The sequence below is a fragment of the Caldovatus aquaticus genome, from assembly GCF_019458025.1.
In the GTDB taxonomy this organism is placed as follows: domain Bacteria; phylum Pseudomonadota; class Alphaproteobacteria; order Acetobacterales; family Acetobacteraceae; genus Caldovatus; species Caldovatus aquaticus.
Map to the genome: position 1 here is coordinate 32,978 of NZ_JAHZUY010000010.1, position 14,322 is coordinate 47,299.

Below are 14,322 nucleotides of genomic sequence, written 5' to 3' on the forward strand. Positions count from 1 at the left end.
TCCTCCCGTGGGGGCGGGGGCGCGCGGCGCTCCTCCGCCCCGGGCCGGCGGGTGGCGGCTTGCGCTGGGCCGCGCCGCGGGCAATCCTGCGCCGCAACGACAGGCTTTGCCCCGGGGGACGACATGACGATCCGACGCCGCGAGATCCTCGCGCTGGGCGCTGCCGCGCTGGCCGGCGCCGCATCCTTCCCGGCGCGCCGGGCCGGCGCGCAGACGCGCTGGCAGATGGCCACCGCCTACCCGGACGGCAATTTCCACACCCGCAACATCCGCGAGTTCGTCGCCGAGATCGAACGCGCCTCCAACGGCCAGCTCGCCATCCAGGTGCACAGCGGCGCGAGCCTGCTGCGGATGCCGGAGATCAAGCGCGGGGTGCAGACCGGCCAGGTGCAGATGGGCGAGATCCTGCTCACCGCCTACGCCAACGAGGACCCGTTCTTCGACGCCGACGCGCTGCCCTTCCTGGTGACCAACTACCAGGAGGCGAAGAAGCTCTCCGACCTGCAGAAGCCCTACATCGAGGCGCGGCTGCAGCGCCAGGGCCTGATGCTGCTCTACATGGTCCCCTGGCCCCCGGCCGGCTTCTACACCAACGAGCCGCTGCGCAGCCTCGAGCAGCTCCGCGGCACGCGCTTCCGCACCTTCAGCGCGCTCACCAACCGCTTCGCCCAGCTCGTCGGCGCCAGCCCGACCCTGGTGCAGCAGGCGGAGCTCGCGCAGGCCTTCGCCACCGGCATCGTGCAGGCGATGGTCACCTCGGCGCAGACCGGGGTGGACACCGCCGCCTGGGACTACGTGAAGGTGTTCACCCCGGCCGGCTTCTCGATGACCAAGAACGCCGTGATCGTCCGCCGCCGCGACTTCGAGGCGCAGCCCGCCGCGCTGCAGCAGGCGATCCGCGACGCGGCGGCGCGGGCCGAGGCGCGCGGCTACCGCTACTCCGAGGAGGCGACGGAGGCCACGCAGCGGACGCTCGCCGAGCGCGGCATGACGATCGGCACGGTCACGCCGGAGCTGCGCGCGCAGTTCCAGCAGGTGAGCCGCACCATGGTGGAGGAGTGGATCGCCCGCGCCGGGGAGGACGGGCGGAAGCTGATCGAGGCCTACCGGGCGGCATGACCGGCGCGTGCTGGCGGCGCCGCGCGGGGGCCGGCACCGGCGCGACCGCCGGCGACGGCCGCGCCCGGCGGTCCCGGGACCCTGCTGCGCCCGGCTGACCGCCGATGGCCCTGCTCCGTCGCGCGCTCGACGCGCTCTATCTCCTTGGCGGCGTGCTCGGCGCACTCACCCTCGCCGGGATCGGCGCGATCATCGCCCTCCAGGTGGGCGGCCGCGTCCTCGGCCGCGTCCTGCTCGGCGCCGACGACCTCACCGCCTATGCCGTCGCCGCCTCGGCCACCCTGCCGCTCGCCTACGCCTTCCGCCACGGCGCGCACATCCGCGTGGACCTGGTGATCGGCCGGCTCGCCGGGCGCGCGCGCTTCGCGATGGAGGCGCTGGCGCTGCTGCTCGCCGCTGCCGTCGCGCTCGGCTTCGCCTACGCGATGGCGGACCTCGCCCGCGATTCGCTCGAGTTCGGCGAGGTGGCGCAGGGCAGCGTCGCCTGGCCGCTCTGGGTGCCGCAGGGGCTCGCGGCGTTCGGGGCCGGGCTGCTCGCCCTCGCTCTGCTCGACGACCTGGCGGTCCATCTCGCCGGCGGCACGCCGAGCTACCGCCGCGCGGCGGAGGCTTCGGCCCTCGAGCGCGCCGCCGAGGAGGTCTGATGGAGCTCGCCCAGACCGAGGCCGGGCTGCTCCTCCTCGGCTTCCTGTTCCTCGTGCTCGCGCTCGGCGTCTGGATCGGCCTCGCGCTGATGCTGGTTGCGCTGGCCGGGATCGTCGTGCTGCCGCTCCTGGTCCCGGGGATGCCCGCCTTCCCGGTCGAGAAGGTGATGGGCACGGCGATCTGGCAGGCCATGGCCTCCTGGACGCTCGCCGCCCTGCCGCTGTTCATCTGGATGGGCGAGATCCTGTTCCGCACGCGCCTCAGCGAGGACATGTTCCGCGGCCTCGCCCCGTGGGTGCAGCGCCTGCCCGGGCGGCTGATGCATGTCAACGTGATCGGCTGCGGCATCTTCGCCGCCGTCTCCGGCAGCAGCGCCGCGACCGCGGCGACGATCGGCAAGATGTCGCTGCCGGCGCTGCTTTCGCGCGGCTACCACCCGCCGATGGCGATCGGCAGCCTCGCCGGCGCGGGCACGCTCGGCCTTTTGATCCCGCCCTCGATCGTGATGATCGTCTATGGCGTGGCGGCCGAGGTCTCGATCGTCAGGCTGTTCATCGCCGGGGTGATCCCGGGCCTGCTGCTGATGCTGCTGTTCAGCGGCTACATCGCGGTGTGGTCGCTGCTCAACCCCTCGCTCACGCCGCCGCCCGACCCGCCCATGCCCTGGCGCCGGCGGCTGCGCGAGAGCGGCCAGCTCATCCCGGTGATGGCGCTGATCGCCTTCGTGATGGGCAGCATCTACTTCGGCTGGGCCACCGCGACCGAGGCCGCGGTGTTCGGCGTCGTCGGCGCGCTCGCCCTCTCCGCCTGGGGCGGGACGCTGACGCGGGAGAGCTTCGTCGCGAGCCTGATGGGCGCGACGCGGCTCTCCTGCATGATCAACCTGATCCTCGCCGGCGCGGCCTTCCTCACCCAGGCGATGGCCTATTCCGGCATCCCCGCGGCGATGGCGCAGTGGGTGGGGGCGCAGGGGTTCAGCCCCTACGTCATCATCGCTTGCCTGACGGTGATCTACCTCATCCTCGGCTGCTTCATAGACGGCATCAGCATGATCGTGCTGACCGCCTCGGTGGTGCTCCCGATCGTGCAGAAGACCGGCTTCGACCTGCTCTGGTTCGGCGTGTTCATCGTGCTGGTGGTCGAGATGGCGCAGATCACGCCGCCCGTCGGCTTCAACCTGTTCGTGCTGCAGGGACTGACGGGGAAGGACATCTTCACCGTCGCGCGCCACACCCTGCCGTTCTTCCTCCTGATGGTCGCCGCCGTCGCCCTGGTGACGGTCTTTCCCGGCCTCGTGACCTGGCTGCCGGCGACGGCGCTCGCGCGTTGACCGCGGCGAGGGGACGGGCGGCGCCGCGCGGTGAACCACCGGTCGTCGCATCCGCCGGCCCGATCCGCGCCGGGGCATGCGTCTGCGGCGGCGCCGGCTGTGCCTGCACGGCCCGTGGGCCCCGAAGTCGCCGATCGGCCCGGCGCGTCGCCGGCGACGTCGGGGCTCATCGTCTGCCGAGCCGGTTTGCGCGCGCGGTGGTCGCCGTCCTCCGCAAGCCGCTTTTAGCGGATCGGGGAAGAGCCCGTCGCGGCGGCCCGGGCCCGGCGGCCGAAGGGCAGCACCGTCTCCGGGTTGGTCCAGGGCGGCCGCCCGAGGTTGAGGTCCCGCGGGCTGGTGGTCGCGCCTGTGACGGCGCCGGCGGCGCCGCCGATGGCGGCACCGACGAGAGCGCCGGCCGGACCGCCGAGCGCCCCGATGCCGGCGCCGGCCGCGGCCCCCGCCGCCGCCCCGCCGGTCGTGCGCTCCTCCCGCGTGGAGCCGCAGGCGGCGATCAGCAACGTCGCCGCCGCCAGGGCGGCCGCGGCTGCCCCCCTCATGGCGCGGTTCCTCTGCGTGCCGTTCGTGCCGCACGGCCGATCGCCGGCAACGGCAGGGCCTCGTGCCGGGGGGGGACGCAGGCGCTGCCGCCGCGCGGGAAGGCGACGGGCGGCCTGCGCCCGGAACGCGGCCCTGTCGCGCCGGTTGCGTCGCTCGGCCCTCCGCCCTCGTCGCCGGCGCTCCGATGGTGCCCGACGCGACCGCCGCGCCCCGGAGCGGGTCCGACGCCTGCCGGTTCGCCGCCCGCGCGCGACGGTCGGCGCGCGGGGCCGCCGCGATCGCCATGCGCCGCAGCCCGGCCAGCGCGCCTTACGGCGCGCCCGCCGTCCTCCACGCCTCGGCCCAGAGCGAGGACGGATTGAGGTGCCCGGTCGGCCGCACGCCCTCGAGCCAGGGCGGCCAGACATGCGCGTCGGCGCGGAACCAGAGCGGCAGCGCCGGCAGCTCCTCGGCGTAGATCGCCTGCAGCCGGTGCCACAGCGGCCGGCGCCGCTCCGGGTCCAGCTCCAGCGGGATGGCCTCGATCAGCGCGTCCATCTCGGCGTTGCGGAAGCCGCCGTAGTTCTGGCCGGAGAAGTTCCGTTCCGGGCGCGGGATCTCGTCCGAATGCAGGGTGGAGCGCGGCACGCTCTCCGGCGCGCTGATCCAGGCGAACAGGGCGAGGCCCTGGAAGCGGCGGCGCGCGAGCGTCTCGCCGAAGAACACGCGCGGCGGCTCGTTGCGGATGCGCGCCTCGATCCCGGCGGCGCGCCACATGCCCTGCAGCACCTGCTGCACCTGCTCGCGCGAGCGGTTGCCGGCGGTGGTCATCAGCTCGAGCGCGAGGCGCTCGCCGGCGGCGTTGCGGCGGATGCCGTCGGGGCCGCGCCGCCAGCCCGCCGCATCGAGCAGCGCCGCGGCGCGGGCCGGATCGAAGGGCCACTGCCGCACCTCCGGGTCGTGCATGGGATCGAGCGGATTGACCGGGGAGTGCGCGACCGGCTGGCGGCCGTCGAACAGGCGCGCGGCGATCTGCGCGCGGTCCACCGCCATCAGCAGCGCCTGGCGCACGCGCCGGTCGGAGAGGGCGGGGTGGTCGAGCCGCACCTCGAGGTGCTCGTAGATCAGGCCGGGCCGGTAGGCGAAGCGGAAGCGGCGGCCGGCGCGGCGCTCGAGAGCGATCGCCTGCTCGATCGGCAGGCCGAGCTCGCCCGCGATCATGTCGAGCTGGCCGGCGAGGAGCTGCGCCTCGAGCGCCGGCGTGTTCTCGACGGCGCGGACGACGATGCGGCGGAACGCCGGGGCGGGACCGCGCCAGGCGCCGTTGCGCTCCAGCGTCACCGAGGCGCCGGGCTGGACGGCGGCGATCCGGTAGGGGCCGTTCCACAGGCCGGGATTCGCCGTCTCGGTGTCGTAGGCCGTGCGGGTGCGGTAGCTGCGCGGGTCGGCCTCCCACCGCGGGCGCTCGATGTGCGCGGGCAGCGGCTGGAAATCGCCGGCGGAGGCATAGTCGAAGGTCACCTTGTCGAAGCGGAGCGTGACGGTGCGCGCATCCACGACGACCAGCTCGTAGGCGGAGCGGTAGTACTCCGCCGGGCCGAAGCCGGTGGCGGCCTCGCGCCCCGCCTCCCAGGCGAAGCGCAGGTCCTCGGCGGTGACAGGGGTGCCATCCCCCCAGCGGAGATCGTCGCGCAGCCGGTAGGTGACCCTGATGCCGGGCTTGCCGTCCGGCGTCGTCTCGCGCGCGGCGAGGCCGTTCTCGAGCGAGGGCAGGGTCTCGCAGGCGAGGCAGACGAGGCGCCAGTCGGGATCCCAGGCGGTTAGGGGGCGGCGCGCGAAGCCGAGCACGTAGGACTTCGCGGCCATGGCCTCGATGTTGGGATGGAAGGTGGACGGGAACTGGGCGATGCCGATGGCGAGGGTGTCGCGCGGTGGCGCCGCGGCGTCCTGCGCCCGGGCGCCGGGCACGACGCCGGCGCCGAGCACGACGCCGGCAGCCAGCGCCGCGGCGGCCCGCATCGTCGCCCGCCTCATCCCGGCGCCCGGTTCGCCTCCTCGACGCTCCCGACGCCGCCGTGCGCGCGCGACCACTCCACCGGGTTCTCCAGGAACTTGCGCACCTCGCGCAGCGCGCGCTCCTCGAAGTAGGGCCGCTCCTTGCACACCTCGAGCACGTCCCACCAGGTGCAGAGGTGGTGCAGCGAGAGGTTCATGCGCTGGAGCGTCTCGAAGGTGCCGGGGAAGACGCCGTAGAAGAACACGACGAAGGTGTGCTCGCAGACCGCGCCGGCGTCGCGCAGCGCCTGGGCGAAGCGGATCTTGGAGGCGCCGTCGGTGGTCAGGTCCTCGACCAGCAGCGTGTTCTTGCCCTCCGGCACGTCGCCCTCGATCTGCGCGCCGCGGCCGAAGCCCTTGGGCTGCTTGCGCACGTAGGCCATCGGCGTGAGCATGCGGTCGGCGATCCAGGCGGCGAAGGGGATGCCCGCCGTCTCGCCGCCCGCCACCACGTCGATCGTCTCGTAGCCGACGTGGCGGCCGATCTTCTCCACGCCGAGGTCGCAGATGCGGTTGCGGGCGCGGGGGAAGTAGATGATCTTGCGGCAGTCTATGTAGACGGGGCTCTTCCAGCCGGAGGTGAAGGTGTAGGGCTCCTCCGGGCGGAAATTGACGGCCTTGATCTCGAGCAGGATGCGCGCGGTGGTCAGCGCGGCGTCGCGGTCCCAGTCGGAGGCATGGTGCGCAGGCATGGCGGCTCCCTCGGTCTGCCCCGTTCCTAGAGCAGATCGCGGACGGCTGGAAACGGCCGGGAGGGAAACCCGCTCCGGCCGGCGCCGGACCAGGGCCGCCGGCGCGCCCGCGGCCGGACGCGCACGGCGCTAGCCGGCAGGCCGGGCCCATGGCGGACGGCACAGAGGAAGCGGAAGGCGTGCTCGTGCTCGCCGACCCCCGGGCGGGCACGGCGGCGCAGGCGCTCGGCATCGCCGAGCGGCTCGGCGTACCGTTCCGCACCGTTCCCCTGGCCTGGTCGCCCCTGGCCGGGCTGCCGCTGCGCTGGCCGACCCTGGCCGGGCTCGCCGCGCCGGTGCGGCAGGCGCTGCGCGCTCTGCCGCCGGGGCCGCGCCTGGTGCTGTCGGCGGGGCGGCGTTCGGCGCCGGTCGCGCTGTGGCTGCGGCGCCATCGGGGAGTGCGGACCGTGCACTGCATGCGGCCCGGCTTCGGCGCCGCCCGCTTCGACCTCCTGGTGCTCGGCCGCCATGACGCGCCCTGGGCCGCCCCGAACCTGCTGCCGATCCTCGGCGCCACGCATCGCGTCAGCGCGGCGCGCCTGGCCGCGGCGCGCGCCGAATGGGCCGGGGCGCTGGCGCCGCTGCCGCGGCCGCGCGTCGCGCTCCTGCTCGGCGGCCCGGCGCGGGCGGTCGGGCTCGATCCCGCCCCGGCGGCGGCGCTCGGCGCGCGGGTGGCCGGCTTCGCCGGCGCGGTGCTGGCGACCACCAGCCGCCGCACCGGCCGGGCGGCGACCGAGGCGCTGGCGGCGGCGCTCGCCGGCGTCCCCCACCGCCTGCACCGGTGGGGGGAGGCGGGGCCCAACCCCTATCTCGGCTTCCTCGCCTGGGCCGACGCGGTGGTGGTGAGCGGCGATTCGGTCTCGATGATCTCCGAGGCCCTGGCCGGCGCCGCCCCGGTCTTCATCGCCGATCTCGGCGCGTCCGGCGTGCGCCAGCGGCGCCTGCACGAGAGCCTCTACGCCGCCGGCCAGGCGCGGCCCGTCGCGGCCGCGCCCGCCCCCTTCGCGCGCGCGCCGCTCGACGAGAGCGGCCGGGTCGCGGCGGAGATCCGGGCACGCGGGCTGCTGGTGCGGGCGGAGGGTTGAGCGCCGCGCCGCGGGGCGGCGGCGGCCGGCCGCGACGGTGGCGCCCCGCGCGCTTCGGTGGCACCCTTTCCGCGCCATGATTCGCCGGCACCCCTCCCGTCGCCTCGTCCCGGCCGCGCCGGCCCTGCTCTGCGCGGCGCTGGCCGCGGCCCTGCTCGCGCCCGGCCGCGCCGGGGCGCAGACCGAGCCGTTCGGGTGCCCGCGCTACGTGGATGTCGCGCCGATCGCCGACGTGAACGCGCCCGCGGGCTGGAGCGCGGCGTCGCGCCCCACGCGGCGCTGGCTGCGCGGGGCCGAGATGTTCGAGGGCGATCCCGCGGCCAACCAGCGCATCCAGGGGCGCCTGGTGGACCAGAGCCGCGGCACCACCGAATGGACGATCCCGCCGGGGTCGCAGGCGCCCACGCTGGTCTGTCTCTATCAGGGGACGGACGTGACCCTGGCCCGCGTCGTGCCCTACGGCATGCGGCGCTGCGCCACCAGCTTCGCGCGGCCCGATCCGTTCCGCCGCCGGACCGAAGAGGACAATCCGAACGGGCGGACCCTGCTCGTCCTCTGCTACTGAGGCGGCGCGGCCGGTGCGGCGGCGGGAGGGCTTGTGCCCGGCGCGCCGGGTCGCCACCCTGCGGCCTCTTCGTCACCGGAGGGGGAGCGGCAGGACAGCGCCATGGCGACACGGAAGACCTACCGGATCGCGGTGATCCCGGGCGATGGCATCGGCAAGGAGACGGTGCCGGAGGGACTGCGCGTGCTCGATGCCGCCGCGCGCCGCTTCGGCTTCGACCTCCAGCTCACCCACTACGACTGGTCGTGCGAGACCTACAAGCGGACCGGGCGGATGATGCCGCCCGACGGGCTCGACCGGCTGCGCGAATCCGATTCGATCTTCCTCGGCGCCGTCGGCTGGCCGGACGTGCCCGACCACATCTCGCTCTGGGGCCTGCTGATCCCGATCCGCCGCGGCTTCGACCAGTACGTCAACCTCCGCCCCTGCCGGCTGCTGCCCGGGGTGCGCACGCCGCTCGCCGACCGCCGGCCGGAGGACATCGACTTCTACGTGGTGCGCGAGAACACCGAGGGCGAGTACAGCTCGGTCGGCGGGCGCATGTTCGAGGGCACGGAGCGCGAGTTCGTCACCCAGGAAAGCATCTTCACCCGCCAGGGCGTGGACCGCGTGCTGCGCTACGCCTTCGAACTGGCGATGACGCGGCCGCGCAGGAAGGTGACGAGCGCCACCAAGTCCAACGGCATCACCCTCACCATGCCCTACTGGGACGAGCGTTTCGCGGCGATGGCGCGGAACTACCCGGAGGTGAGGACCGACCAGTACCACATCGACATCCTCTGCGCCCATTTCGTGCAGCATCCCGACTGGTTCGACGTGGTGGTGGGCTCCAACCTGTTCGGCGACATCCTCTCCGACCTCGGCCCGGCGGTGGCGGGCTCGATCGGCATCGCCCCCTCCGCCAACATCAACCCGGAGCGGCGTTTCCCCTCGATGTTCGAGCCGGTGCACGGCTCCGCCCCCGACATCGCGGGCAAGGGGATCTGCAACCCGATCGGCCAGGTCTGGTCGGGGGCGATGATGCTCGAGCACCTCGGCGAGACCGCGGCGGCGCAGGCGATCCTCCGCGCGATCGAGGCGCTGCTCGCCGAAGGGGGGCCGCGCACGCGCGACATGGGCGGGCAGGCCGGAACGGCGGAGGTGGGCAAGGCGTTGGCGGAGGCGGTGGCGCGCGCCTGAGGAGCCGGCGGGGGAGGGCCGCGGCGCCGGCCGGCCTGCAGCCGTTCCTGCCCGGCCTGGCGCGCGGCGACGGTGCCGGCTCGTTGTCTGTCGAGCGGATTCGCACCCCCGGCGGCCGCTTGCCGTCCGCGATCCGCAGCAGCGGAGGAAAGGCGGACCGTGCCGCGTCGCGTCGCGATCATCCAGGGCCATCCCGATCCCGCGGGCGGGCATTTCGGCCACGCCCTCGCCGACGCCTATGCCGAGGGCGCGCAGGCCGCGGGCCACGCCGTCGAGCGCATCGAGGTCGCGCGCCTCGACTTCCCGCTGCTGCGGACCCAGGCGGAGTTCGAGGCCGGGGCCCCGCCCGCGGCGATCCGCGCCGCGCAGGAGACGCTGCGGCGCGCCGAGCACTGGGTGCTGCTCTACCCGCTCTGGCTCGGCGCCATGCCGGCGCTGCTCAAGGGTTTCCTCGAGCAGGTCTGCCGCCCCGGCTTCGCCTTCCGCGACGCCGGGCACGGCCTGCCGGAGAAGCTGATGAAGGGCCGCTCGGCGCGCATCGTCGTCACCATGGGCATGCCGGCCCTCGCCTACCGCTGGTGGTTCGGCGCGTACTCGCTGCGCAGCCTGGAGCGCAACATCCTGGGCTTCATCGGCATCCGCCCGATACGCGAGACGCTGATCGGCGGTGTGGGGAGCCTCGGGGCGGCGCGGGCGGAGGCCTGGCTCGGGCGGCTGCGCGCGCTCGGGCGCAACGCCGCCTGATCCCGCGGGCGGGCGGCGTGGTCGCGCGGCGGGATCGCAGCGGCGGTTCCGGCCCGGCGCTGCCCGCGCCGAGTCCCGCTCCCGGCTGTTTTCCGCCGTCCGCGATCCGCTCTATGGGCGCGGCGGGCCGTAGATCGCCTGCGTTGTCACCAGGAAGTCCACCCGGTCCTGCCGCAGCGCCTTCAGCGCCTCCTCCGGGCGGTTGATGATCGGCTCCTCGTGGACGTTGAAGGAGGTGTTGATCAGCACCGGCAGGCCGGTCGCCCGCTCGTAGGCCTCGAGGATGTCGTAGTAGGTCGGGTTGGCGGCGCGCGCGAGCACCTGCGGGCGCGCCGTGCCGTCCACGTGCACCACGGCCGGGATGCGCTCGCGCCACTCCTCCCGCACGTCGCAGGTCACGGTCATGAAGCGCGCCGTGTAGAGCAGGCTGCGGGGCAGGGCGAACACCTCGGCGCAGCGCTCCTCGCGCACGACCGGGGCGAAGGGCATGAAGTCGGTGCGGTCGAGGCGCCGGTTGAGCTCGTCGTTCACCGTGCGCGAGACCGGCGCGGCCAGGATGCTGCGCGCGCCGAGCGCGCGCGGCCCGTACTCGCAGCGCCCGATGTAGGTGCCGAGCACCTTGCCTTCGCGCAGCAGCGCCGCCGCCCGCCCGGGCACGGCCGGCCCTTCCGCCACGACCTCGCATCCCGCCGCCCGGAACGCCGCGTCCACCCCCGCCGCGTAGTCGCGGCCGAGGTAGAGGTCCGCGAAGCGGCGGCGCCGGCGGAGCCAGGCCGCGAGGCCGTCGCGCTCGAGCAGGTATTGCAGCACGCCGCCCGCTGCCTCGCCCTGGTCGGACATGGCGGGATAGACGAAGACCTCCTCGAGGCCGCGGAAACGCTCGGCGATGCGCTGGGTCAGCTTGACGTTGGCGAACACGCCGCCGCTCAGGCCGAGGGCGCGCGCCGGATGCCGCTCCAGGATCGCCTGCAGCGCCCGCAGCACCAGGGTCTCCAGCGCGCCCTGCACGGAGGCCGCGACGTCCGCCCGCTCCGCGCCGGCGGCGAGCGCGCTCAGCCGCGCCTGGATCGTCCCGTGGTCCACCCGCGCCTTGATCTGCCCGTCCGGGCGCACCTCGTAGAGCCGGACCAGCTCCTCGGCGAAGCGCGGCTGCCCGAAGGCGGCGAGGCCGAGCACCTTGCCCTCGTGGCGCAGCGGCACCATCCCGAGTTCGCGCGTGATGCCGGCGTAGAGCAGGCCGAGGCTGTCCGCGCGCACCTGCGGCCGGCGCAGCGAGAGCGAATCCCGCTCGCCGCCGAAGAGGTCGGTGAGGCACCCGTCCTTCAGCCGCCGCGCGCTGTAGAAGACGCGGTCGCCGCCGCCGTCGGCGGTGTAGAGCAGCGCGTCGTCCCAGTCGGTGTGGAACAGCGCGCCCAGCGCGTGGGCGAGGTGGTGGTTGTAGAACACGATGCGGCGGGGCTGCAGGCCGTGTCCGGCCAGCCAGCGGCGCGCGTCCAGCGCCGCCAGCGGATCGCGGATCATGTTGCGCGACATCACCCGCGCGAGGTCGAGGCGCCCGCGGCTCGCGCGCTGGCGCGCCGGGAAGTGGGCGCGCCAGCGGAAGTACTCCGCCGGATATTCGACCCGCGGCAGCGCCACCACCGCGACGTCGCGCGCCGTCACCCCCGCGGCGCGCAGGCATTCCTCGACCGCCTCGCCCGGCAGCGCGCCGCCATCGCCCTTGATGCGCGTCACCCGCTCCTGGGCGACGGCGGCGAGGAGGCGATAGTCGTCGTGCAGCGCCGCATTGGCGTCGTGCGCGGTGTAGAGACCGAGGATCAGCATCGCCATTCCCGTGCGGTTCGCGCGCATAGGCCCATGCGCCCCGCGTCCGCGCAAGCGGGGCGCCGTCCGGCCCGCGGGCGGGGAGGGGGGCGTGCTTGAAGGCCCATCCGGGTGCCGCTACAGTGCCGCCAGGAATTGCGAACCGCTCGCAATTGGGTTGCAGCAAGAGGGTCCCGCATGGGACGCGACGTCAGCCGCATCGCCCGCCGCTGCGAGCGGGCCGTGGTGAGCGCCTATCGCGAGCTGCGCGAGGTCGGCATTGACGACTTCGCGGCCTTCCAGGCCTGCACCGCCCTCTATCGCATCCACCACCCGGAGGCCTCGGTCGCCGAGGCGCGCCGCCTGGTCGCGGAGTGGATCGACCATCACGTGATCCGGAGGGCGACGGGACCGACGCAGGGCTGCGGCTGCGCCTGAAGCGGTCCGCCGCGCCTCCGCGAGCGGATCGCGGACGGCGGGAAACAGCCGGGAGCGTGAATCCGCGCGGCGGAGAAGGAGGCAGAGCTCTTGCCGCGCGCGCAGCCGAGCGGAAAGGGCGCCAGCGGCGCCGGCCCGCGACCGGCGCGCCGGCGGGGCGTCGGCCTGCGCGCCGCTTCCGCGTTGCCGGCCGCTCGCGTCCGGCGGCTGCCCCCGCCGCGGATCGCCGGCGATGACGAAGGCGCCCTGCGCCGCCCCGCTGCCGGCGGTGCGGGGTCAGTCGCCGGTCTGCGCCGCCGCGAGGCGCGCCAGCGCCACCGGCTCGAAGGGCGCCCGCCCCGGCGGCCCCGCGGCGAACAGCCAGTGCGGCGTGCCATCGGCGGCGAGCGCGAGCAGGCTGGAGCAGACCGTGCCGAAGCCGCCGAGCGGCGGGACGCACAGTGTCTCGGCCACGCCGATCGCGGGGTCGAATGCGTCGTCCGCCAGAAGCGCCGCCCAGCCGCGCCAGCCTGCGGGGCGGTCGGGCTCGGGCGGCGGCGCCGCCGCGAAGCGTGGCAGGTGGCGGCGGGTGCGCGGATGGGTCAGGTCGTTGGGATCGTGCGAGGTGATCAGGCTGATGCCGCAGGGCAGGGCCTCCACCTCCGGCCGGCCGTGGCCGAGGCCGCGCAGGAAGAAGGCCTCGCGCGAATCGGCCAGCACCAGGTTGAAGGGGCGCCAGTCCCCCGCCGGCAGGGTCGCCGCGAGGTGCGCGGCGGCGCGCGCGGCGCTCCGGTGTTCGAGGGCGAGGAGCGGCAGGATGCCGCGCGACCGCTTGCCGGGTGCCGGACCAAGGCTGCCCGGCCGGTTCAGCACGGCCGCGACCACCCCCGTGCCGGTGTCGAGCGCCATCCATGTGCCGCCCGCGCCGCGGTCCCTTCCGCCGACGACCTCCGGGCGATCCGGCCAGTGCGGCGCCGGCGGGTCCCAGGCCCGGTCCAGCCGCTCGTCGCGATTGGCGGCCATGAGCAGGGGCCAGGCGTGGCCGGGGCGGCGCAGCAGGATCACGGTGCACACGCGGCGAACCTGCGCGAGCGCCGCCGCCGCGGCAAGATGCCGGCTTCGGGGGGCGGCGACGGGGCTGCGGCGCCCGTCAGAAGCGGAAGTAGAAGCCGACGCTGGGCGCCGGGGCGATGACGGCGGGCGGCGCGTAATAGACCGGCGGCGGCGCGTAATAGACCGGCGGCGGCGGCGCGTAATAGACGCGCGGCGCCGGACGGTACCAGTACACCGGCGGCGGGGGCGCCACGTAGTGGGGCCGCCCCCAGTACCAGTGCCCTCGATGCCAGCCGCCCCGGTGCCACCCGTCGCGATCGGCCGCGGCGTCGCCCGGCAGCGCCGTGAGGCCGACCAGCAACGCACCGGCGCCGAGCAGGGCGAGGCGAAGCAGGCGCATGATCCAGGCTCCCTGAGGACCATCCTTACGCAGGCAAGGAGGATGTATGCGACCCTTGGGGCGAAAACAGGGCAGCCCGGCGCGGCTGCCCGCCGCGCCGGCCTCAGCGGTCCGGCCGCCAGCCGCCGCGATGCCAAGGGGGAGGGCCGCCGCCCGGGCGGGCGGGCGGTCCGGCGCCCTGCCACGGCCCGCCGCCCCGGCCTGAGCCGGCGAGAGGAGGCGCCCCCGGCGGGCCGCCACCGTGCCAGGGCCGGCCGAATCCTCCCGGCCCGGCGGGCGGGGCCGGGTCGCGGGGCGCGAGGACGCCCCGCCAGGCCCCGGGTTCCGGCGCCCGCAGCCGCCGGTCGTGCCAGGCGGAAGGGGAGGGGCCCGCCGGCGGGCCCCAGGCGAAGGGCGATGGCGCCGGGCGGGGCCATCCGCCGCGATGGCCGCCCTGGAAGACGGGCGGCGGCGCGGGCACGCCACGGCCGTCCCAGGCCGGGTAGCCTCCGCCGGCAGGGTAGCCGCGGCGCCAGCCGCCGGCCGCGGCGAATGGGCCGCCGATCAGCGCGCCGCCATGGCGGGGCGGGCCGTAGCCATACGCCGCCGGCCCGTAGGCAGGGACGACCGCCGGGCCGTAGTAGCCGTAGGCGGAGCCGTCCCCGTCATAGGCGCAGCCGCCCAGGCCGAGCAGCGTC

The 14,322-nt window shown here is 75.4% G+C and carries 14 protein-coding genes; 8 read left to right on the top strand and 6 right to left on the bottom strand.

Annotation, left to right across the window (positions count from 1 at the left end; genetic code table 11):
• The first annotated feature begins 123 nt into the window (after nt 1–123).
• The 3 genes from K1J50_RS06090 to K1J50_RS06100 all read left to right on the top strand — a co-directional run bounded on the left by K1J50_RS06090 (nt 124) and on the right by K1J50_RS06100 (nt 3,094).
• Entirely contained in the window at nt 124–1,119 is a 996-nt protein-coding gene (locus K1J50_RS06090; protein ID WP_220116739.1) for a TRAP transporter substrate-binding protein, read from the top strand.
• 104 nt (nt 1,120–1,223) lie between these two features.
• A complete protein-coding gene (locus tag K1J50_RS06095) occupies nt 1,224–1,763 on the top strand; it encodes a TRAP transporter small permease (protein WP_220116741.1) in 540 nt (179 codons plus the stop codon).
• A complete protein-coding gene (locus K1J50_RS06100) occupies nt 1,763–3,094 on the top strand; it encodes a TRAP transporter large permease (RefSeq protein WP_220116743.1) in 1,332 nt (443 codons plus the stop codon). The genes K1J50_RS06095 and K1J50_RS06100 overlap by 1 nt, the downstream gene beginning before the upstream one ends.
• A gap of 224 nt (nt 3,095–3,318) precedes the next feature.
• Here K1J50_RS06100 and K1J50_RS06105 read toward each other — a convergent pair whose 3' ends face one another.
• From K1J50_RS06105 to K1J50_RS06115, 3 genes are all read right to left on the bottom strand, one after another.
• Complete coding sequence (locus tag K1J50_RS06105) at nt 3,319–3,633, bottom strand: hypothetical protein (RefSeq protein ID WP_220116745.1); 315 nt, start codon at nt 3,631–3,633, stop codon at nt 3,319–3,321.
• 310 nt (nt 3,634–3,943) lie between these two features.
• On the bottom strand, nt 3,944–5,632 hold the full coding sequence (locus tag K1J50_RS06110; protein WP_220116747.1) for a peptide ABC transporter substrate-binding protein: 1,689 nt from the start codon (nt 5,630–5,632) through the stop codon (nt 3,944–3,946).
• A gap of 11 nt (nt 5,633–5,643) precedes the next feature.
• Nucleotides 5,644–6,360 carry an orotate phosphoribosyltransferase gene (locus K1J50_RS06115; RefSeq protein ID WP_220116749.1) on the bottom strand — a complete coding sequence of 239 codons (717 nt, stop codon included), beginning with the start codon at nt 6,358–6,360 and terminating at the stop codon, nt 5,644–5,646.
• A gap of 149 nt (nt 6,361–6,509) precedes the next feature.
• Between K1J50_RS06115 and K1J50_RS06120 the strand changes: the two genes are divergently transcribed.
• The 4 genes from K1J50_RS06120 (at nt 6,510) to K1J50_RS06135 (ending at nt 9,972) form a co-directional block, all read left to right on the top strand.
• Nucleotides 6,510–7,484 carry a mitochondrial fission ELM1 family protein gene (locus tag K1J50_RS06120; protein ID WP_220116750.1) on the top strand — a complete coding sequence of 325 codons (975 nt, stop codon included), beginning with the start codon at nt 6,510–6,512 and terminating at the stop codon, nt 7,482–7,484.
• A 76-nt stretch (nt 7,485–7,560) separates the two neighbouring features.
• Nucleotides 7,561–8,049 (top strand): STY0301 family protein, encoded by a 489-nt coding sequence (locus K1J50_RS06125; RefSeq protein WP_220116753.1) that lies wholly within the window; start codon nt 7,561–7,563, stop codon nt 8,047–8,049.
• A 102-nt stretch (nt 8,050–8,151) separates the two neighbouring features.
• Complete coding sequence (locus K1J50_RS06130; protein WP_220116755.1) at nt 8,152–9,228, top strand: tartrate dehydrogenase; 1,077 nt, start codon at nt 8,152–8,154, stop codon at nt 9,226–9,228.
• A 159-nt stretch (nt 9,229–9,387) separates the two neighbouring features.
• The gene (locus K1J50_RS06135; protein WP_369413529.1) at nt 9,388–9,972 is read left to right on the top strand and encodes an NAD(P)H-dependent oxidoreductase; all 585 of its coding nucleotides are present in this window, start codon (nt 9,388–9,390) and stop codon (nt 9,970–9,972) included.
• A 111-nt stretch (nt 9,973–10,083) separates the two neighbouring features.
• On the opposite strand, the gene K1J50_RS06140 is transcribed toward K1J50_RS06135, so the two are convergent.
• Nucleotides 10,084–11,796: a carbamoyltransferase C-terminal domain-containing protein gene (locus tag K1J50_RS06140; RefSeq protein ID WP_220116757.1), complete on the bottom strand. Its 1,713-nt coding sequence runs from the start codon at nt 11,794–11,796 to the stop codon at nt 10,084–10,086.
• A 177-nt stretch (nt 11,797–11,973) separates the two neighbouring features.
• Between K1J50_RS06140 and K1J50_RS06145 the strand changes: the two genes are divergently transcribed.
• On the top strand, nt 11,974–12,213 hold the full coding sequence (locus tag K1J50_RS06145) for a hypothetical protein (RefSeq protein WP_220116760.1): 240 nt from the start codon (nt 11,974–11,976) through the stop codon (nt 12,211–12,213).
• 276 nt (nt 12,214–12,489) lie between these two features.
• On the opposite strand, the gene K1J50_RS06150 is transcribed toward K1J50_RS06145, so the two are convergent.
• Nucleotides 12,490–13,266: an NRDE family protein gene (locus tag K1J50_RS06150; protein WP_220116761.1), complete on the bottom strand. Its 777-nt coding sequence runs from the start codon at nt 13,264–13,266 to the stop codon at nt 12,490–12,492.
• 76 nt (nt 13,267–13,342) lie between these two features.
• Entirely contained in the window at nt 13,343–13,645 is a 303-nt protein-coding gene (locus tag K1J50_RS06155) for a hypothetical protein (protein ID WP_220116762.1), read from the bottom strand.
• Nucleotides 13,646–14,322 lie beyond the last annotated feature (677 nt).